Origin of the sequence: Vibrio sp. Y2-5 (genome assembly GCF_014596725.1) — a bacterium.
GTDB lineage: Bacteria > Pseudomonadota > Gammaproteobacteria > Enterobacterales > Vibrionaceae > Vibrio.
In genome coordinates this window covers 83,105-103,150 of the sequence record NZ_JACVEG010000006.1, presented here as the reverse complement: position 1 = coordinate 103,150, position 20,046 = coordinate 83,105, and the positions used below count along the sequence as shown (strand labels likewise).

The window sequence follows — 20,046 nt, the reverse complement described above, 5'->3', positions numbered from 1 at the left end:
ATTATCCCTTTTTTATTCTTTTGTTTTGTACAGTAGGCTATATGCCATCCCCACCGGTAAATGTCTGTACTCGACCATTAAATTGCTGATCCATATCGAAAGACGGTTTCTCCGACTTAGGCCGACCGACAATTCGAGCAGGAACACCAGCAACCGTCGTGTGTGGAGGAACGGCCTGAAGTACCACTGAGCACGAACCAATTTTCGCACCCTCGCCCACTTCAATATTACCCAGAATTTTCGCACCCGCTCCAATCATCACACCTTCACGGATTTTCGGATGACGGTCACCGCACTCTTTACCAGTACCACCAAGGGTCACGTCTTGAAGAATGGAAACGTCATTTTCAACTACCGCCGTTTCACCAATGACAATCCCTGTTGCGTGGTCAAGCATGATACCTCGACCAATACGTGCTGCTGGGTGGATATCCACTTGGCAAGCAACAGAAATCTGGTTTTGCAGATAGGTAGCCAATGCAACGCGTCCCTGTTTCCAAAGCCAATTGGCAACTCGGTATCCTTGCAAAGCATGATAACCCTTGAGGTAAAGCAGTGGCATTGAATACATAGAAACCGCTGGGTCACGATTAACGGTCGCACAAATATCGCAGGCCGCGGATTCAGTAATACTCGGATCTGCGGCAAAAGCTTCTTCAACCACTTCACGCACTGCCATGGCTGGCATTGAAGCAGTATTTAATTTGTTTGCAAGAATATAGCTCAAAGCCGAAGCCAAGCTATCATGCTTAATGATGGTTGCATGATAAAAGCTGGCGAGCATTGGCTCTTGTTCAGACTGTTCGCGAGCTTCCTTAACGATGGTCTGCCAAACTTTTTCTTTTTCGCACAATTTCATTGGTTTATGTGTCCCGGACGTTCATTCAAAGTCAGGTCTGTATTTATAGTAATAGCGAGTGAGATCCTGACCTACGATACAAGGTTAACGTTCCGCTTTTTTATCTCGCGCAAGCAAGTCTTGAGCGGCTAAGCGTGCATCCTTTCCTTGATACAATACTTGATAAATTTGTTCAACTATAGGCATTTCAATCCCCATACGCTGAGCAAGCGCCCACACTTCTTGAGTATTTCGATAACCTTCAACGACTTGGCCGATTTCCACCTGAGCAGTATCGACATCTTTGCCTTGACCCAACGCTAAACCAAAGCGACGATTTCGAGACTGGTTGTCAGTACAGGTCAACACTAAGTCACCTAAACCAGCCATCCCCATAAAGGTTTCTGCTTCAGCGCCTAAAGCAATACCTAGTCGAGTCATTTCAGCAAGACCACGAGTAATTAATGCTGTACGAGCATTGGCACCAAAGCCAATACCATCCGACATACCCGCACCGATCGCGATAACGTTCTTGACTGCACCACCAAGCTGCATACCAATGAAGTCGCTGTTTGCATAGACTCGGAAAGTTTTACTACAGTGGATTTTTTCTTGCAGGTCTTTCACAAATTGTGAGTCTGGGGACGCTACTGAAATGGCTGTAGGCATTCCCATTGCTAGCTCTTTGGCAAACGTTGGTCCAGATAACACAGCTAATGAATGGTTATCACCAATCACATCATGAGCGACATCTTGCAAAAGTCTGCCTGTTTGGGGTTCCAATCCCTTAGTTGCCCAACACAATCGAGTGTCAGGACGCAAATACGGTTTTAAACTTTTCAGTACGATACCAAACACATGGCTCGGAACAACCACCAGCAGATCACGACACGCTTCCACTGCTTTTTTCAAATCAGATTCAACAATCAAAGAGTCAGGGAAATCAATACCCGGTAAAAACGCTTGGTTAGCGCGATCAGCCTGCAATTTAGCCATGTGCTCTTCTTCATGTCCCCAAAGAACAATGTTAGCGCCATTACGTGCTAATGAAATTGCCAGAGAGGTTCCGTAAGAGCCGGCACCAATAACTGTCATGGATACCGTTTTACCGTAAGCATTATTTACTTGTGCGTCTGTCATTGTTCCGCCCGATGAATAATCGTTTGTTAACACTAATTTTATACCCAAAGCTCAATATGCCAATCCTACTTAGGATCGGGCTAATGATTTGACTAAGCTTGGGTCAAAATAAAAATGCACATCGTACTCATCAAGTACGCTGTGCATTCATTGCCACGAATGGCTACATATTTAAACCGCTATTGCCTTAAGCTTCAGCGCTTTCTGTACCTTGACCAGCAGCTTGCTGTTGCAGGTAGTTCATGAACAATGCATCAAAGTTAACTGGTGCTAGGTTCAGTTGTGGGAAAGTACCTTTAACCACTAGGCTAGAGATAGTTTCACGAGCATATGGGAATAGGATATTCGGGCAGAATGCACCTAGACAATGTGCAAGCTGGCCTGCATCCATATTCTCAACAGTGAAAATACCACCTTGTTGAACTTCACACAGGAACGCTGTTTCTTCATCATTCTTAACCGTTACTGTTAAACGTAGAACAACTTCGTAAACGCCTTCACCCAGTTCACGGCTTTGAGTGTCTAAGTCCAATTTTACATCTGGATTCCACTCTTTTTGGAACATTACTGGAGAGTTTGGCGCTTCGAAAGAAACATCTTTTAGGAAAATACGTTGAATTGCGAAGTTCTGTTGTACGTCTTGTGTTGCTGCTTCAGCCATTTTTGAGTCCTTAATACTGATAAATTCCGGTCAAGGTTGATACCTTGAGACTAACCGAGAACGTTCTGAATCACGAGGCTGAGACACCAATCCGTGGAAAACATCACATCTCTTTCAATCAAATGCTGCCTTTTTAGACAGCACTTCAAATCGGTTATGGGCGTTATTTCTTACCACGAACAAGCGGAAGTTTTGCATCAATCCAGCCTGTAATACCGTTTTTAAGAACACTTACGTTCTCAAAACCAGCTTTAGTAAGTAAATCTGCACTCTCACGAGCCGTTTGCCCCATCTTACATACCACAATGATTGGGTCAGATTTATGACTTTCAAGCGCCGCTAGGTTATTGGCTTTGATATCAGTAGGTAAAATGTGAACTGAGTCAGTAATGTGACCACGTTTGAATTCATCTTTCGCGCGAATATCAACGACAACACCATTCTCGCGGTTTAAAAGCTGAGTCACTTGCGGTGCGGTGACCTCTTTATATGTAGCTGTTGCAGATTTATAAATATTTAAAATCAACGCAACTAAAATACCGACCCAAGCTAGTGATAGGATCATATTTTGTTGGAAAAACTGAATGTATTCTTGCATGTCCTGCGCTCTTACCGTTGTATATCAAAAAATGGTGGATCAAAATCAGACAAGGAGTATAACGAGGTTAAACGCCTGACGCGAGTAGTTACCACGGATAATCCTTGGCTTGTGTCATGGTTTCAGCTTCTTTCCCCACATTTAAGGCAATGTGAAGCAAACTACGCTCGTGGGAAAGGAAATGCCGTCACTTTATCAATATGGTCTTCACCCAACGCCAGCATAATCAAACGATCAATGCCTAAAGCAACACCCGCACATTCTGGCAACCCCGCTTCTAAAGCCGCTATCAGGTGATAATCGATAGGTTGTTCCTCTAATCCCATCTGTATACGCTTACGGTTATCTTGCTCAAAACGCGCCAACTGTTCTTGCGGGTTATCCAGTTCATGGAAACCGTTCGCCAGTTCAATCCCTTTAAAATAGACTTCAAAACGATCAGCCACTCTAGGATCTTGGGGACTGATTTTCGCTAATGCCGCTTGAGATGCTGGGAAGTCGTAAACAAACACTGGTACTTGTTGCCCGATGTGCGGTTCAACTCCAATGCTAAACAGAAGCTGCAACAACGTATCTCTGTCTTCCTCGGGTTCAGCGATATCACTTAACCCTAACTGCCCCGCCACTTTCTTTAGTTCTGTCATAGAACCTTCAAGCGGACAAACCTTCAGCACCGTTAAAAATGCATTTTGGTATGTCATACGCTCTGCGGCACCCACTTTGAGTACCCGTTGCAACAGGTCGTCCATTTCATCCATCAAATCATGATGGTCAAAGCCAACACGGTACCACTCCAGCATAGTGAACTCTGGGTTGTGATAACGCCCATTCTCTTCATTACGGAACGCTTTATTAATTTGATAAATGGAGCCACTACCTGCTGCCAGTAACCGCTTCATATGAAATTCCGGACTCGTCATCAGATGCAGACGACGGCCTTTTGCATACTCAGGACCGACAAATTCTGTTTGAAAGGTATGTAAGTGGATATCCGTCACCGTAGCGTGGCTCATTGCTGGAGTGTCAACTTCCAGAACATCTCTCTGTGCAAAGAAATCACGAATTGACGCTAAGAGTTGTGCACGTTGTTGAAGTTGCTCTATTGATGCGGTTGGCATCCAATCTGACTTGTTCATTTAGTCATTCACATAATCAAGGTTGAATCGATTTTACCTTTTCAGATCAAAATACAAAACCCAAACGTGATTCTAATCACACAAGATAAAATTTTTATGCTTATGCTTGCACTACCGAAGCAAAAACCCAACAGAATCAATTTTTTCGTCCCTGACCTCTCCTAAACTGGGTCTACCACTTTATAAGTGGACTTGGTTTGAATCGGAGACACTGCAAACCTTCAGCGTTCACCGAACAACCCCCTAATATAACGAGGAATGAGCACCATAGCTCATCATCAACATACAATACACTGGAGGATAACTGTGCAGACAATTACCACAGATATCGCAGTCATCGGCGCAGGTGGTGCGGGTCTTCGTACTGCAATTGCAGCAGCTGAAGCGAACCCAAACCTAGAAGTTGCCTTGATATCTAAAGTTTATCCGATGCGTTCTCATACGGTAGCCGCAGAAGGCGGTTCCGCTGCAGTTATCAAGGAAGAAGACAGTCTAGATAACCACTTCAACGACACCGTTGGTGGCGGCGACTGGCTATGTGAACAGGATGTTGTGGAATATTTTGTAAAAAATTCCACTCGTGAAATGATTCAAATGGAGCAATGGGGCTGCCCATGGAGCCGTAAAGAAAATGGCGAAGTCAACGTTCGTCGTTTTGGTGGTATGAAAGTCGAGCGTACTTGGTTTGCGGCGGACAAAACTGGCTTCCACATGCTGCATACACTCTTCCAAACTTCCATTAAGTATCCTCAAATCAAACGATTTGATGAGTATTTTGTTGTCGACCTTTTGGTTGTTGATGGTGAAGTTCAAGGGCTTGTTGCTATTCACATGTCTGAAGGTGAATTAGTTCTTATCAAAGCAAAATCGGTTGTATTAGCAACGGGTGGCGCTGGCCGTGTTTATCACTGTAATACTAACGGTGGCATTGTAACTGGCGACGGTATGGCAATGGCATATCGCCACGGTGTGCCTCTACGTGACATGGAGTTCGTTCAATACCACCCAACAGGTCTACCGGGTACTGGTATTCTCATGACCGAAGGTTGTCGTGGTGAAGGCGGTATTATCGTCAATAAGAATGGCTACCGTTACCTGCAAGATTACGGCATGGGTCCTGAAACACCTGTGGGTCAGCCGAAAAACAAATACATGGAACTGGGTCCTCGCGACAAAGTTTCACAAGCATTCTGGCACGAACAGCAAAAAGGCAACACCATCAAGCACCCACTTGGTGATGTAGTGCATCTCGACCTGCGCCATTTAGGCGAAGAGTATTTGCAAGAGCGCCTACCGTTCATTTGTGAACTGGCAAAAGCCTATGTAAACGTAGACCCAGCAAAAGAGCCAATTCCAATTCGCCCAACCGTGCACTACACCATGGGTGGTATTGAAACCAACGGCCAATGTGAGACTCGCGTTAACGGTCTGTTTGCCGTGGGTGAGTGTGCATCTGTGGGTCTTCACGGTGCAAACCGTCTGGGTTCTAACTCACTGGCAGAATTCGTGGTATTTGGTCGCGTTGCGGGTGAACACGCCGTGAAACGCGCGCAAGAATTCAAAGGCTGGAACGATAAAGCTATCGAAGAACAGGTGAAAGCGGTTGAAGCTCGTATTCAAGCACTGCTAAACCAAGAAGGCGATGAAAACTGGGCAGATATCCGTACTGAAATGGGTCATACCATGGAAGCGGGTTGTGGTATCTACCGTCAAGAAGACTTGATGCAAGAAACCATTGATAAACTTGCCGAGCTTAAAGAGCGCTACAAGAAAATCAGCATCAAAGATAAAGGTAAGGTGTTCAACACTGACCTGCTTTATGCGATTGAAGTTGGCTACGGTCTAGAAGTAGCAGAAGCAATGGTTCACTCTGCTCTACTACGTAAAGAATCTCGTGGTGCCCACCAGCGTTTAGATAACGGTTGTACCGAGCGTGATGATGAGAACTTCCTAAAACACTCACTTGCGTTCTATCAAAATGGCGATGCGCCGAAGATTGATTACAGCCCTGTCACCATCACTAAGTCTCAACCTAAAGCACGACTCTACGGTGAAGCTGCAGAAAAAGCCGCAGCAGCAGAAGCGGCGCAAGAAGCAGGTGCAAGTGCGGAGGATCAAGAATAATGGCAAATCGTATTCAAAAAGTAGAGATCTTACGCTACGACCCAGCGAAAGATACCGAACCTTATCTACAAAAATTTGAAGTGCCTTTTGACGAAACCATGTCAGTACTGGATGCCATCGGTTATGTGAAAGACAACTTAGATAAAGAGCTTTCATACCGCTGGTCTTGCCGTATGGCAATTTGTGGTTCATGTGGCGTTATGGTCAACGGCGTACCAAAACTGGCGTGTAAGAGCTTCCTTCGTGATTACCCGAATGGCTTAAAGATAGAGCCGCTAGCGAACTTCCCGATTGAAAAAGATTTGATTGTCGATATGACTCCATTTATCGAACGTCTAGAAGCGATCAAGCCTTACATTATCGGTAATGACCGTACACCTGAAGATGGTCCAAACAACCAAACACCTGAGCAGATGGCAAAATACAAACAGTTCGCTGGCTGTATTAACTGTGGTCTGTGTTATGCAGCGTGCCCTCAGTTTGGTCTTAACCCAGAATTTATCGGTCCTGCTGCACTGACATTGGCTCATCGTTATAACCTAGATTCTCGTGACAATGGTAAAGCTGAACGTATGAAGCTTATCAATGGTGAGAATGGAGCATGGGGTTGTACTTTTGTCGGTTACTGCTCTGAAGTATGTCCTAAACATGTCGACCCAGCAGCGGCGGTAAACCAAGGTAAAGTGGAATCGTCAATGGACTTCGTAATTGCAATGTTGAAACCTGACGGTTCAACAAACAAAGTGGAGGGCTAAGGATGAGTAACCGTAAACCTTATGTTCGTCAGATGAAACGTACTTGGTGGAAGGATCATCCTTTCTATCGCTTTTACATGGTACGTGAAGCAACTGTTTTGCCGCTTATTCTTTTCACCCTGTTCCTGACCGTAGGTTTGGGTGCATTGGTTAAAGGCCCTGAAGCTTGGAATACTTGGCTTGCATTTATGGCAAATCCTGTCGTTATCGCAATCAATATTGTTGCGCTGGCAGGTAGCCTATTTCATGCGCAAACCTTTTTCAGCATGATGCCGCAAGTGATGCCAATTCGCATCAAAGGCAAATTACTGGATAAGAAAATCATCGTATTGAGTCAGTGGGCCGCAGTTGCCTTCATCTCTCTCATTGTTCTGATTGTGGTGTAAGGAGCTTATTGTGATTAATACCAATCCAAAACGTTCAGATGAACCTGTATGGTGGGGGCTGTTTGGTGCTGGCGGTACTTGGTTTGCCATGATTACCCCAGTCACTGTGTTCGTATTAGGTATCTTGGTCCCGCTAGGCATTATTGATGCTGAAGCATTGAGCTATGAACGTGTCACAGGCTTTGCGACCAGTATTATTGGCGCACTGTTCATCATTGGTACTCTAGCTCTACCAATGTGGCATGCGATGCACCGTGTTCACCACGGTATGCACGACCTAAAATTCCACACAGGTATCATCGGAAAAATCGCCTGTTATGCATTTGCCGGATTTATCACACTGCTTGCAGTCGTATTTATTGGAATGCTAATGCTCTAATGGAAATACAACAGGCTTATTGAAACCAATAGCCTGTTCTACAGATACAAAAAGACCAGCTATCTCAGCTGGTCTTTTTTTGTATTCAATAAGTTGTACGAGAAATTCCAGTACAAACTAAAGCAATACTTATTTTACGCGGCTTACGTATTCGCCACTACGAGTATCCACTTTCACGACTTCACCGATTTGGATGAATAGAGGTACACGTACAACAGCACCAGTTGCTAGCGTTGCTGGTTTACCGCCAGTGCCTTGAGTATCGCCTTTCAGACCAGGGTCTGTTTCAGTCACTTCTAACTCAACGAAGTTTGGTGGAGTAACAGAAATTGGGTTACCGTTCCAAAGTGTTAGAGTACAAGTATTGTTTTCTACCAACCACTTAGCGTTGTCACCCACAGCTGCAACATCTGCGGCAATCTGTTCAAACGTTTCATTGTTCATAAAGTGGTAGAATTCACCATCTGTATATAGATAATCTAAGTCGATATCCATAACATCAGCTACTTCAACAGAGTCACCAGACTTAAACGTCTTCTCTAGAACTTTGCCAGAAAGCAGTTTACGGATTTTTACACGGTTGAAAGCCTGACCTTTGCCTGGTTTTACATACTCGTTTTCGAGAATGACACAAGGCTCATTATCAAGCATAATTTTAAGACCGCCTTTAAATTCATTCGTGCTAACAGTAGCCATATTTCCTCTTACATTCTTCGAGTTAAAATCAATGCCGCACATAATAACCCGAAAAGTCGATTCTGTTGAGCAAAACTGGATCAAACAACTAGCAAATACTGTCTCAGATCCCGTTACTTTGCTCAATCAGCTGGGTATTGATCCCACGCCTTGGCAAGAAGGCTTCGCCGCACGCAAGCTATTTGCTCAACGCGTACCGCAAAGTTTCGTCAGTAGAATGGAAAAAGGCAACCCGTACGATCCATTGTTGCGCCAAGTTTTACCATTGAGCGAAGAGTTTGAAGTACACCAAGGTTATTCAAACGACCCTCTTTCAGAGCAGAACAATGACATCCCGGGACTACTGCATAAATACCGAAACCGCGCGCTAATGATCGTGAAAGGCGGCTGTGCGATTAACTGTCGTTACTGTTTCCGTCGTCATTTCCCTTACGAAGACAACAAAGGCACCAAATCGGTTTGGCAGCAAAGCTTGGATTACATAGCCAAGCATCCTGAACTGAATGAAGTGATTCTCTCTGGCGGTGATCCGTTGATGGCAAAAGATCACGAGCTCACTTGGCTGATCGATAAGATCGCAGCGATCTCTCACATCAAGCGCCTGCGTATTCATTCTCGCTTGCCTGTGGTTATCCCTGCGCGTATTACCGAAGAGCTGGTAAACACACTGGCACAGACCCGCTTGCAGGTAATACTTGTCACTCATATCAATCATGCTAATGAAATCAACCTTGAGTTAAAGCAGCAAATGGCTCGCCTGCGTGCCATTAACGTGACCCTCCTCAATCAGGGAGTGATGCTAAAAGGGGTGAACGACTCGGTTGAAGCTCAGGTGGATCTGAGTGAAAGCCTGTTTGATGCGGGTATATTGCCTTACTACATCCATGTGTTGGATAAAGTGCAGGGCGCGGCTCACTTCTTTATTGACGATCAAACTGCGAAAGCCATCATGGCTGGCGTTATTGAACGTGTCTCTGGTTATTTAGTACCAAAACTCACCCGAGAAATAGGTGGAAGAAGCAGCAAAACACCGCTCGATTTACATCTGGAATAGCAATTAGGGTCTAAGCCCCTAATTGGAATAAATGTTTACCCGATACCCCTCACTCTGTTCTTGAGCCACAAAATCCACAAAGTGATGAATCGCATCTAAAGCGTCTTCTTCATGGTGAGTCACATAGAGCAATTGGCTGATATTTGCAGAAGCTATCCGATTTAGCGCTCTGAACACTAACTTGCGGTTGAGGAAATCCAACCCTTGATAAGGTTCATCCAAAATCATCAGTGCGGGCTGCTTAATTAAGGCTCGACCAATTAACAGTAGTCGCTGCTGTCCGTAATCCAGATTTCGAAAACCCACTTTTTCAAACTGGCTCATTTCTAACAGCTGCAACCACTCGCGAGCATAGAGAATCTCTTTCTTGCTCGGCTGCTGATAAAGACCAATTGAGTCGTAGAATCCGGAAATCAAAACTTCGAGAGCGGTGCAATTAACTCGATATTGAAGATGCAAAGCCGAGGAAACCACGCCGATATGGCGTTTCACATCCCAGATAGTTTCACCGCTGCCTCGTTTCATGCCCAACACAGTCACGTCATTACTGTAACACTGGGGATGATCGCCAAGAATGAGTCCGAGCAATGTGCTTTTACCACAACCATTAGGGCCTCGTACTTGCCAATGTTGCCCTTGCTCAATCTGCCAGTTCACACCGGAAAAAATTTTGGCATCCACGTACTCCACCGTGACATCATTCATTGTCACTAATGGATTGGGATATTGATGTTGCGACTGGTGTGTTTGCAAAAGCTCGAACATCGCATCGCTTTTTTGCTCAGATAACGCCAGCATCTGCGCCATTACAGGGTGGTTCAGCCACTCTTCACGGCTTAATGTTTGAGCTAGTTTATGCTCATCAAATAAGGCCACATGCGTGATAAATGATGGTAACTCGTCTTCACGGGATGTGATGATAACCAGTTGAATATGGTTTGCACACTGCTGTAACAGTTCAGAGAGATGTTGACGGTGCGCAATGTCTAAGCCGGAATAAGGCTCATCCAAGATCATCATCTGTGGTTTTAACGCAAGCGCACGAGCAAGCATCACTCGGCGTGTTTCACCTGTGGAAAGCTGACGAAACCCACGAGTTCTAATGGCTAACAAATCCGTTGTCGCTAATAGCGACTCGAGTTCATCACCAGTACAACCCGTTTCTGCCACCAGATCTTCCACCGTTGAACCGTAGTCAATGCGATCCATAAAATCGGTGTCATCTTTTTCCAACTCTAAATCCAGCAAGCGCTGCTGTTCATGCAAAGAGACACAGGCAATTTTATCGGGAAGATCAGAGACCTCACCTTGCTGAGGCTGCAACTCGCCAGTCAGCACTCGCACCAGTAGCGATGCCGCATGGCTATGGGTTGAAAACATCCCCCAGTGCTCTCCGGCTTGTAACTGCCAGTTATCTATAACCAAAGATACCGATTCTGTTTGATGTTTAAGCTGCTGAATTTGCATTAGTCACCTTCCATGGAAAACCAATCTTCATAGTGCATAACTTAGCGGCTAATTTCTAGCTATCCGAAAGTCTGAGTTAATTAAAATAGAAGAACCAAAGCGACCATTGAATGAATTTAGTCCAATAAAAAAGGCAGAATATGTAAACACGTTCTGCCTTTAAGATGTTTATGCTCGACCTAACTATGAGGTCTCGTCAGCATAAGGGTAGATTACATCATACCGCCCATACCGCCCATGCCGCCCATATCAGGCATTGCTGGTGCATCTTGTTTAGGAAGGTCTGTAACCATAGCTTCGGTTGTGATCATTAGACCTGCAACCGATGCTGCGAACTGTAGTGCGCTACGAGTCACTTTAGTTGGATCAAGGATACCCATTTCAATCATATCGCCGTAAACGCCTGTCGCCGCGTTGTAACCGTAGTTACCTTCACCAGCTTTAACGTTGTTAGCAACCACAGATTCTTCTTCACCAGCGTTCTTAACGATTTGACGAATTGGCGATTCCATAGCACGAAGTGCAACGCGGATACCGACGTTTTGCTCTTCGTTGTCACCAGTAAGCTCTGTTAGCATTGAAGCTGCGCGGATAAGTGCAACACCACCACCAGCTACAACACCTTCTTCAACCGCTGCGCGAGTCGCGTGTAGAGCGTCTTCTACGCGGTCTTTCTTCTCTTTCATCTCTACTTCAGTTGCTGCGCCAACTTTGATAACTGCAACACCGCCTGCTAGCTTAGCAACGCGTTCTTGTAGTTTCTCTTTGTCGTAGTCTGAAGTTGCTTCTTCGATTTGTTGACGAATTTGAGATACACGACCTTTGATCGCGTCTTCTTCGCCAGCACCGTCGATGATAGTTGTGTTTTCTTTCGTGATAGTCACGCGCTTAGCTTGACCTAGATCTTCTAGTGCTGCTTTTTCTAGCTCAAGACCGATCTCTTCAGAAATCACTGTACCGCCAGTTAGGATAGCGATGTCTTGAAGCATAGCTTTACGACGGTCACCAAAACCAGGTGCTTTAACCGCTGCTACTTTCACGATACCACGCATGTTGTTCACAACTAGCGTTGCTAGTGCTTCACCTTCAACATCTTCTGCGATGATAAGTAATGGGCGAGAAGCTTTTGCTACACCTTCAAGAACAGGAAGTAGTTCACGGATGTTTGAAACTTTTTTATCAACCAATAGGATGAATGGGTTGTCTAGATCTACGCTACCCGCTTCTTGGTTGTTGATGAAGTATGGAGATAGGTAACCACGGTCAAATTGCATACCTTCAACAACGTCTAGTTCGTCTTGAAGAGCTTGACCTTCTTCAACAGTGATAACACCGTCGCGGCCTACTTTTTCCATTGCTTCTGCAATGATGTTACCCACACTTAAATCAGAGTTCGCTGAAATAGTACCAACTTGAGCAATCGCTTTAGTATCTGCACACGGTACAGATAGCGCTTTAAGTTGTTCAACGGCTGCAATTACTGCTTTATCGATACCGCGCTTAAGATCCATTGGGTTCATACCCGCAGCAACCGCTTTAAGACCTTCGTTTACGATAGATTGCGCTAGTACAGTCGCTGTTGTTGTACCGTCACCCGCTGCATCGTTTGCTTGAGATGCAACTTCTTTAACCATTTGTGCGCCCATGTTTTGGAATTTGTCTTCCAATTCAATTTCACGAGCAACAGATACACCATCTTTAGTGATAGTTGGTGCACCGAAAGATTTGTCTAGAACTACGTTACGACCTTTAGGGCCAAGAGTTACTTTTACCGCGTCCGCTAGAATGTTTACACCTTCTAGCATTTTTACACGTGCGTCATTGCCAAACTTTACGTCTTTAGCAGCCATGTTGTATTTCCTCTTAAGAATTCGTTTATTGATAAATGATAGAGCGAACTTTTAGTTCTTTCAGAACATAAGAGCTCAGAGCAATTACTCAACGATTGCTAGAATGTCGCTTTCAGACAGAATAAGAACTTCTTTGCCGTCGATCTTTTCTGATTTTGTGCCGTAGCCTTCAGCAAAAATCACAGAATCGCCAACTTTTACGTCCAGTGGAAGAACTGTACCGTTTTCTAGAATGCGGCCTTTACCGACAGCAAGCACTTTACCGCGCGTTGATTTTTCCGCAGCAGAACCAGTAAGAACAATGCCACCAGCAGACTTAGATTCAACTTCTTGGCGTTCAACGATAACTCGATCATGTAATGGACGAATATTCATCGGTCGTCTCTCCTGATTAGATTTCCATTTGGTTAATAAACACTGATTAATAAATGGGTCACCAGACCCAAACAGCTTGTGAATGATATGTGGGGGATACTCAATGATATCCCAAGGGGCAAACGCGAAAAAAATGTGACGAAATTAACGATTCAATGGAGAAGTACTCTAATTAACCTCAGAGCTACCACCCGATAAAAAGATTCCCCCCAAAAAAACCGGCAGATGAAAATAGCCGAAGAGCAATGACCAACCCAATCATCAGAATTCGAGGGCATAGTAAATAATTTGCTTTATTAAGAACTGAATTCATAATAAGCAGTGTCTAGAGAGGGAAATAATGAAAACTATCGATAGGATTTTGCACACCATCAAACGCGAAGGTGCTGTTACTGCCAAACAACTTGCTGATGATCTTTCCATTACCACAATGGGCGCTCGCCAACATCTGCAAAGTTTGGAGGAAGACGGAATCTTGTCGTTTCATGATGTGAAAGTCAAAGTCGGTCGCCCTACTCGACACTGGTCATTAACCAAACAAGGACATGATCAATTCGCCGACAGGCACAGTGAACTCACTATCCAAGTAATGGATGCGGTAGAGCATATCTTTGGCAAAGAAGGGCTCGCCAAAGTGGCCGCTGAACGAGAAGCTCAAACCTTATCGACATATAAAAAAGCACTGGCTGATCTCTCGGATATCGAAGAAAAACTGAATGCTTTAGTCACCTTACGCGAGCGAGAAGGTTACATGGCGGAGCTAGAAGCAACAGAGCAAGGTTTTATCCTGATTGAAAACCACTGTCCTATCTGCAAAGCGGCAACTCGCTGCCCTAACCTGTGTCAATCAGAACTCAATGTATTTCAGCACTTGTTAGGACAAGACTATCAAGTCGATCGCCAAGAGCACATTATCCAAGGTCAACGCCGTTGTACTTATCTCATCACCAAAGTCGCTTAAATGGCTTCGCGTTCGTCAATTTGTCTTAAATTCGAGAATTGGGATTTTCCCCGCACCTCGCTAAAAATCCTCGCTTAAGCTTATAGTGTTGATTAATTCATCACTAATTTGTTCTCTCCGCCTTCATACGATCCATCACAGCGATTCAATGAGGTGGAAATCGAAGAGGAGCCTTTTATGCCCCAACCTCAGTCGCAACCATATCAACAAGAACTTCCTCCATTTGACGAACTCGTTGCATTGGCAAAGCAAAATCCGGAGGCTTTCTCTCAATTCAAACGCCAAATGTGTGAAGAAATGATTTCGTCAGCTTCACTGAATATGCAACAAAGATTAAGAGCACAACAAAGTCACATTGATTTAGTTGTAAGCCAGTGTAAAAACCCCAATCACATTAACGTCATTTTGATGCGGGAAATGACCATTCAAATGGAGAAATTCCGTGATGCCTTAGAAGGCGAAGTTTCTCAACAACAAGCCGTTGTTATTCCTTTCAGACGCAACAATGACGATGAATGGCGCTAAGAAATAAACGTAAAGAACACAAAAGGGAGCCTATGCTCCCTTTTGTTGTTAATTCCAGATGTAATTAAACTGGCTCTTTGCCGAATCGGTTGTCACCATGAGTACCTTTCATAAAACCACACTCAATCAAAATCCAGCACCCACAAACCAAAGCGGCGATAGAGATAATGGTTTCATACAGCATGGGTTCATTCGCAGTCAGAGCATTCTCGCCAACTGGCACACTCATACGCCCAATAACCAAAGGTATATTCAGCAGTAACCACCAACTGTTTTTGTCTCTGTCATGCCATCGTTTAGCGGTGATTGCTAAATCAGGAATCAATATCAGCAGTAAAAAAACGGGCAAAATAAGCGAAGCAAATCCAGGAAATAGCCGATTCACACCGACAACAAAGCCAAGGATCATGGCATAGTAGCAACAGTTCCAAATCCAATAAGTCTGACGTCCTATTCGGCCTTGGAAAGAAAAGAGTAAAGTGGTTATTGGCATCAGTGTTATCCGTATTAACTTTTATCCATTAATGACTTTCATAAAGCAGTCTTTATCCATATCACGAATATCTACTGTCAAACTGTAGATATGACTCGCCTGAGATACCAGCACATCCATGAGTTGTTGAGATAATTCTCGTTTTTGCACCGGAGTTCTTCCCTCCAACAACTCAAATTGAACATGGATAAAGTCTTCGCTATCCGCGACATCACCAACCAGCCAGTGATGGCAGCGTAAGGTACGAGATTTTACTGAGCTTGTTTCGAAAAGTCCGCTGTTTAACGCTACTTGATGTAAATCTTCGAGTAATCCCTGAACATTGATTCGCTCTTCAGCAGAGTTGGAGTATTCCAGCACTAAATTGGGCATAGTCACTTCCTTTGTTTATCTTCCACTATAATTGACACTCAGTAATAACAAGGTAACGGATAAAAACCGAGTATAGACGGTCGATTATGTCAGAGGGATCACGGCGAATGAGGTCTAAGCAGTACTCAAGATCCAAGAAAGTCATGACCCTAGTCATGATTTGCTAAATTTTATCTGCTATATTCAGTCGCAATCACATTTCGTTTATATTTTTATAGACTTTCATTTTTTAGATATTGGAGATCTTTCTATGCGTCGTCCTGTCGTAATGGGTAACTGGAAACTAAATGGCAGCAAAGCAATGGTAACTGAGCTGCTAAATGGCCTTAATGCTGAACTTGAAGGTGTAACAGGTGTTGACGTAGCAATCGCTCCACCAGCGCTATACATCGATCTAGCTGAGCGTCTAATCGCTGAAGGTGGCAACAAAATCATTCTTGGTGCACAAAACACTGACCTAAACAACAGCGGTGCTTTCACTGGTGATATGTCTCCAGCGATGCTAAAAGATTTCGGTGCTACTCACATCATCATCGGTCACTCAGAGCGTCGTGAATACCACAACGAATCTGACGAGTTTATCGCGAAGAAATTCGCTTTCCTAAAAGAGAACGGCCTAAAACCTGTTTTCTGTATCGGTGAATCTGAAGCTCAAAACGAAGCTGGCGAAACTGAAGCGGTATGTGCTCGTCAAATCAATGCTGTTATCGATGCATACGGTGTTGAAGCGCTAAACGGTGCTATCATCGCTTACGAACCAATCTGGGCTATCGGTACTGGTAAAGCTGCAACTGCAGAAGATGCACAACGCATCCACGCTTCTATCCGCGCGCTAATCGCAGCGAAAGATGCAGCAGTAGCTGAGCAAGTAATCATCCAATACGGCGGTTCTGTTAAACCAGAAAACGCTGAAGCTTACTTCTCTCAACCAGACATCGACGGTGCTCTAGTGGGTGGTGCATCTCTAGATGCTAAGAGCTTCGCGGCTATTGCTAAAGCAGCAGCGGCAGCAAAAGCTTAATCTAAGCTTCCAAAATATCTAAGGCCAGCATTGCTGGCCTTTTTCATATCCCTGAAACACCCAACCAGACTGGGTAGTCCATAACGTCAAGATAGAGTATTCTAGCTACTACTTTATCGCCAACCTGTTGTCTTTATGCACGATAAACACGGCCTGCTTTCTGCGCCCATTCCCACTGTATTGCGTCAAATGACGGTACCGATGATATTCGGCTTAGTCGCGATTCTGATGTTCAACCTCGTCGATACTTTTTTTATCTCTTTACTGGGTACAGAAGCGCTCGCAGCGATCAGTTATACCTTTCCGGTTACCTTCGTCGTCAACTGCATTACGATGGGCATTGGCATTGGCTTATCAACCAATATCGGGCGATTACTCGGTCAAGGCTCGGCAAGCAATGCTGCCCGCTTCTCCAGTCACGGTATTCTGCTGGCTATCGTTTTGGTAATTGCCGCCTCTTCAATGGGTTTTATCACCATAAAACCGCTGTTCTTATTGCTCGGCGCAAAGCAAGAACTTATCCCGCTTATCGAACAATATATGCAGGTCTGGTATCTCACGATCCCGCTCTTGGTTGTCCCTATGACAGGAAACAGCGTGATTCGAGCAACGGGAGACACCAAAACACCAGCGAAGATCATGATGTTGGCAGGCATAATCAACGGCGTATTAGACCCTATGCTTATTTTTGGCTATGGGCCGTTTCCTGAACTTGGAATCCAAGGTGCAGCCATTTCAAGTGCATTTTCTTGGCTGGGCGCTCTGATTTGCTCTTTCTATATACTGATTAAGCGAGTGAAACTGCTTGCGGTTCCGCATTTGCCGAGTCTGTATAAGGATTGGAATCAAATCCTGAAGATAGGTACGCCTGCTGCGCTTTCAACAGCGATGAATCCAATATCCGGCGCGTTACTCATGATGATGCTCTCTAGCCATGGTACGGCTGCTGTGGCGGCTTACGGTGCGGCACAGAGAATAGAATCGATTTTAATTCTAGTGTTGATGTCTCTGACTTCTTCTCTGACACCTTTTATGGCGCAAAACCTGGGTGCCAACAATCCCTCCCGAAGTTTCGCAGGGTTATTCATTAGTTTGAGGTTTTCCCTGATCTTCCAGTTAATGATATTCGTCATGATGGTGCCGCTAAGCATTCCGCTTTCAAAATTGTTCTCGCAAGAAGCGGCGGTACAAGATTTACTTTGGCACTATTTGCTCGTGGTACCTTTCAGTTACGGCTTTCAAGGGGTGGTGATGATGCTTATCTCTGCCCTCAATGCGCTCCATCTACCGATTAAAGCTTTCCAGTGGAGTTTTATGCGTCTGTTTGTCTTCACTCTTCCCGTAGCTTGGATAGGTTCTGAAATCTATGGCATTGAAGGTCTATTTATCGGGATTGCAGCAGGGAACATAGCAGGTGGATTACTGGGTTATCTCTATGCGCTTTGGCTGAGAAAAACCCATTGTGTTGAAGCTTCACCAAGCGAAAACTCAGCGTCTTAAAATCTTTTATCGCCGTTGAGCTCAGCGGTAAAACAACAAAGCCGACGCAAGGGCGTCGGCTTTGTTGTTTTATCATTGAAGATTACAAAATATCATCTTCTTCAATCACGTCTTCTTCAGTATCAAGATCGACGTTCAGTGGCTCTTGAGACAGGATTACGCCAGTATTGTCGGCATACAGGTAGTCTTCAGGCAGGAAGGTTACGCCACCGAAATTCACCGGCACATCCACTTCACCAATACCTTGGCTGTTTGCACCAACTGGAATGGCAGCCATCGCTTGAATACCAATACTCATGTCTTCCAGTTCGTCCACTTCGCGCACGCAACCGTAAACAACGATACCTTCCCACTCATTTTCTTCCGCAAGCGCTGCTAACTCAGCATCAATCAGAGCACGACGCAGTGAACCGCCACCGTCAATAAGCAGCACACGTCCCACGCCATCTTGCTCTAGCGTTTCACGAATCAGCCCATTGTCTTCAAAACACTTCACTGTTGTGATTTGGCCTGCAAACGATGCACGACCACCAAAGTTACTAAACATAGGTTCTACCACATCAACTTGATCGATGTAGATATCACATAGTGCAGAGGTGTTGTATTCCATAGCCTTGCTCTCTTTACGAAAAGTCTTCCAACGAGTATATCGGGTGACGAAGCCAATGCAATGATACAGCGCAAATTAACTTGTCAGAGTTTGAGCGATAACCACGCCAACAAACAATAAGTTAGTAATCAAAGAACACTTAACAATCACCGGTAGCATAGGTGCGATCTGTGCAGGCTTTTCACTTTGCCACACATCTCGGCCATGTTTCGTCACAAAAATCAGGCTAAGCAAGAAAGGTAGGCTAATCCACAGCGGCTTACCTTGCATAAGGAGATAGGCGCCGAAAGCGATCACCGCACCTGATAAAAGCAGGAAGTGATATTTCTTTGCTCTCATCTGCCCTAAACGTACAGGAACCGTGCGTTTGCCACATTCAGCATCATTTTCTATGTCTCGCATGTTGTTGACGTTAAGTACAGCAACCGCCATCAAGCCGCAGCCCAGCGATGGTAAAAACAGACTCCAGTCTATATTGCCTGTATGAAGAAAATATGTCCCCGAAACCCCGAGCAAACCAAAGAACAGGAAAACGGATAAATCACCTAACCCCAGATAACCATAAGGTTTGTTGCCTACGGTATAAGCAATTGCCGCCAACATGGCCAACACACCTAAACCAATAAATGCAAGAATGCTTTGCAGGCTATCCAGAGCATAGAAAACCAACATTAATCCAGCCACAACTGTCATCAACACATTGATAGCAATTGCCTTCTTCATGTCACTCAAACTCACAGCACCAGACTGTATCGCACGCATAGGACCAATACGTTTTTCGTTATCTGTCCCTTTTACGGCATCGCCATAATCGTTGGCTAAGTTGGACAAAATCTGCAATAGAGTCGCGGTCAGCAGCGCCAGAAAAGCGATCGGCAAAGAGAAGTGTCCAGAAGAAAAAGCTAAAGCACTTCCGGTAAAGATCGATACTAAGGCGAGAGGGAGTGTTTTCGGTCGCGCAGCATCAAACCATATTTGCAGAGAGTTGTTCATGATTATGCTAAGTAGTTCAAACAATGTTGCCAGTATATACCCAAAGCGCGTGTGGTGTCAGCGGGCTCCGCATCCTTGGTTTAGAACGAGACACAAGCTATAAAAAAGCCCG

At 44.8% G+C, this 20,046-nt stretch carries 22 protein-coding genes; 9 read left to right on the top strand and 13 right to left on the bottom strand.

Annotated features, from left to right (window positions below; all coding sequences use genetic code 11):
• Nucleotides 1-37 precede the first annotated feature (37 nt).
• The 5 genes from cysE to epmA all read right to left on the bottom strand — a co-directional run bounded on the left by cysE (nucleotide 38) and on the right by epmA (nucleotide 4,373).
• Entirely contained in the window at nucleotides 38-859 is an 822-nt protein-coding gene (gene cysE / locus HUO09_RS15100; protein ID WP_188234481.1) for a serine O-acetyltransferase, read from the bottom strand.
• 84 nt (nucleotides 860-943) lie between these two features.
• Nucleotides 944-1,978: an NAD(P)H-dependent glycerol-3-phosphate dehydrogenase gene (gpsA, locus tag HUO09_RS15095; protein WP_167411153.1), complete on the bottom strand. Its 1,035-nt coding sequence runs from the start codon at nucleotides 1,976-1,978 to the stop codon at nucleotides 944-946.
• 187 nt (nucleotides 1,979-2,165) lie between these two features.
• Entirely contained in the window at nucleotides 2,166-2,639 is a 474-nt protein-coding gene (secB, locus tag HUO09_RS15090; protein WP_167411154.1) for a protein-export chaperone SecB, read from the bottom strand.
• 163 nt (nucleotides 2,640-2,802) lie between these two features.
• A complete protein-coding gene (locus tag HUO09_RS15085; protein ID WP_167411155.1) occupies nucleotides 2,803-3,237 on the bottom strand; it encodes a rhodanese-like domain-containing protein in 435 nt (144 codons plus the stop codon).
• Between the two features lie 161 nt (nucleotides 3,238-3,398).
• Nucleotides 3,399-4,373: an elongation factor P--(R)-beta-lysine ligase gene (gene epmA / locus HUO09_RS15080; RefSeq protein ID WP_188234480.1), complete on the bottom strand. Its 975-nt coding sequence runs from the start codon at nucleotides 4,371-4,373 to the stop codon at nucleotides 3,399-3,401.
• Between the two features lie 306 nt (nucleotides 4,374-4,679).
• On the opposite strand from epmA, the gene frdA reads away from it, so the two are divergent.
• From frdA to frdD, 4 genes are read left to right on the top strand one after another with little or no spacing between them, the layout of a single operon-like run.
• Nucleotides 4,680-6,497: a fumarate reductase (quinol) flavoprotein subunit gene (gene frdA, locus HUO09_RS15075; protein WP_167411157.1), complete on the top strand. Its 1,818-nt coding sequence runs from the start codon at nucleotides 4,680-4,682 to the stop codon at nucleotides 6,495-6,497.
• A complete protein-coding gene (locus HUO09_RS15070) occupies nucleotides 6,494-7,252 on the top strand; it encodes a succinate dehydrogenase/fumarate reductase iron-sulfur subunit (protein WP_167411202.1) in 759 nt (252 codons plus the stop codon). Before frdA ends, HUO09_RS15070 begins: the two co-directional genes overlap by 4 nt.
• Nucleotides 7,253-7,254: 2 nt before the next feature.
• On the top strand, nucleotides 7,255-7,638 hold the full coding sequence (frdC, locus tag HUO09_RS15065) for a fumarate reductase subunit FrdC (RefSeq protein ID WP_188234479.1): 384 nt from the start codon (nucleotides 7,255-7,257) through the stop codon (nucleotides 7,636-7,638).
• A gap of 10 nt (nucleotides 7,639-7,648) precedes the next feature.
• On the top strand, nucleotides 7,649-8,017 hold the full coding sequence (frdD, locus tag HUO09_RS15060; protein WP_188234478.1) for a fumarate reductase subunit FrdD: 369 nt from the start codon (nucleotides 7,649-7,651) through the stop codon (nucleotides 8,015-8,017).
• A gap of 129 nt (nucleotides 8,018-8,146) precedes the next feature.
• Here frdD and efp read toward each other — a convergent pair whose 3' ends face one another.
• Nucleotides 8,147-8,713: an elongation factor P gene (gene efp / locus HUO09_RS15055; protein WP_167411160.1), complete on the bottom strand. Its 567-nt coding sequence runs from the start codon at nucleotides 8,711-8,713 to the stop codon at nucleotides 8,147-8,149.
• A gap of 31 nt (nucleotides 8,714-8,744) precedes the next feature.
• Between efp and epmB the strand changes: the two genes are divergently transcribed.
• The gene (gene epmB, locus HUO09_RS15050; protein ID WP_188234477.1) at nucleotides 8,745-9,767 is read left to right on the top strand and encodes an EF-P beta-lysylation protein EpmB; all 1,023 of its coding nucleotides are present in this window, start codon (nucleotides 8,745-8,747) and stop codon (nucleotides 9,765-9,767) included.
• A gap of 18 nt (nucleotides 9,768-9,785) precedes the next feature.
• On the opposite strand, the gene modF is transcribed toward epmB, so the two are convergent.
• The 3 genes from modF to HUO09_RS15035 all read right to left on the bottom strand — a co-directional run bounded on the left by modF (nucleotide 9,786) and on the right by HUO09_RS15035 (nucleotide 13,459).
• On the bottom strand, nucleotides 9,786-11,234 hold the full coding sequence (gene modF / locus HUO09_RS15045) for a molybdate ABC transporter ATP-binding protein ModF (RefSeq protein ID WP_188234476.1): 1,449 nt from the start codon (nucleotides 11,232-11,234) through the stop codon (nucleotides 9,786-9,788).
• 212 nt (nucleotides 11,235-11,446) lie between these two features.
• Nucleotides 11,447-13,084 (bottom strand): chaperonin GroEL, encoded by a 1,638-nt coding sequence (groL, locus tag HUO09_RS15040; protein ID WP_188234475.1) that lies wholly within the window; start codon nucleotides 13,082-13,084, stop codon nucleotides 11,447-11,449.
• An 84-nt stretch (nucleotides 13,085-13,168) separates the two neighbouring features.
• Nucleotides 13,169-13,459: a co-chaperone GroES gene (locus HUO09_RS15035; protein ID WP_167411164.1), complete on the bottom strand. Its 291-nt coding sequence runs from the start codon at nucleotides 13,457-13,459 to the stop codon at nucleotides 13,169-13,171.
• Nucleotides 13,460-13,799: 340 nt separating this feature from the next.
• On the opposite strand from HUO09_RS15035, the gene HUO09_RS15030 reads away from it, so the two are divergent.
• Both HUO09_RS15030 and HUO09_RS15025 read left to right on the top strand, forming a co-directional pair.
• Nucleotides 13,800-14,420: a metalloregulator ArsR/SmtB family transcription factor gene (locus tag HUO09_RS15030; protein ID WP_188234474.1), complete on the top strand. Its 621-nt coding sequence runs from the start codon at nucleotides 13,800-13,802 to the stop codon at nucleotides 14,418-14,420.
• Between the two features lie 177 nt (nucleotides 14,421-14,597).
• The gene (locus tag HUO09_RS15025; RefSeq protein ID WP_167411166.1) at nucleotides 14,598-14,945 is read left to right on the top strand and encodes a DUF3135 domain-containing protein; all 348 of its coding nucleotides are present in this window, start codon (nucleotides 14,598-14,600) and stop codon (nucleotides 14,943-14,945) included.
• Between the two features lie 64 nt (nucleotides 14,946-15,009).
• Here the strand turns inward: HUO09_RS15025 and HUO09_RS15020 are convergent, their stop codons facing one another.
• Both HUO09_RS15020 and HUO09_RS15015 read right to left on the bottom strand, forming a co-directional pair.
• Nucleotides 15,010-15,438, bottom strand: coding sequence for a DUF805 domain-containing protein (locus tag HUO09_RS15020; RefSeq protein ID WP_167411167.1), 429 nt, complete (start codon nucleotides 15,436-15,438; stop codon nucleotides 15,010-15,012).
• A 21-nt stretch (nucleotides 15,439-15,459) separates the two neighbouring features.
• Nucleotides 15,460-15,810, bottom strand: a complete 351-nt coding sequence (locus HUO09_RS15015) for a 5-carboxymethyl-2-hydroxymuconate Delta-isomerase (protein WP_167411168.1) — start codon at nucleotides 15,808-15,810, stop codon at nucleotides 15,460-15,462.
• A gap of 250 nt (nucleotides 15,811-16,060) precedes the next feature.
• On the opposite strand from HUO09_RS15015, the gene tpiA reads away from it, so the two are divergent.
• Both tpiA and HUO09_RS15005 read left to right on the top strand, forming a co-directional pair.
• Nucleotides 16,061-16,831, top strand: coding sequence for a triose-phosphate isomerase (tpiA, locus tag HUO09_RS15010; RefSeq protein ID WP_042484993.1), 771 nt, complete (start codon nucleotides 16,061-16,063; stop codon nucleotides 16,829-16,831).
• Between the two features lie 135 nt (nucleotides 16,832-16,966).
• Entirely contained in the window at nucleotides 16,967-18,331 is a 1,365-nt protein-coding gene (locus HUO09_RS15005; RefSeq protein WP_188234473.1) for an MATE family efflux transporter, read from the top strand.
• An 82-nt stretch (nucleotides 18,332-18,413) separates the two neighbouring features.
• On the opposite strand, the gene rraA is transcribed toward HUO09_RS15005, so the two are convergent.
• Nucleotides 18,414-18,941 carry a ribonuclease E activity regulator RraA gene (gene rraA, locus HUO09_RS15000; protein WP_102953952.1) on the bottom strand — a complete coding sequence of 176 codons (528 nt, stop codon included), beginning with the start codon at nucleotides 18,939-18,941 and terminating at the stop codon, nucleotides 18,414-18,416.
• Between the two features lie 75 nt (nucleotides 18,942-19,016).
• Entirely contained in the window at nucleotides 19,017-19,934 is a 918-nt protein-coding gene (locus tag HUO09_RS14995; protein WP_167411170.1) for a 1,4-dihydroxy-2-naphthoate polyprenyltransferase, read from the bottom strand.
• Nucleotides 19,935-20,046 lie beyond the last annotated feature (112 nt).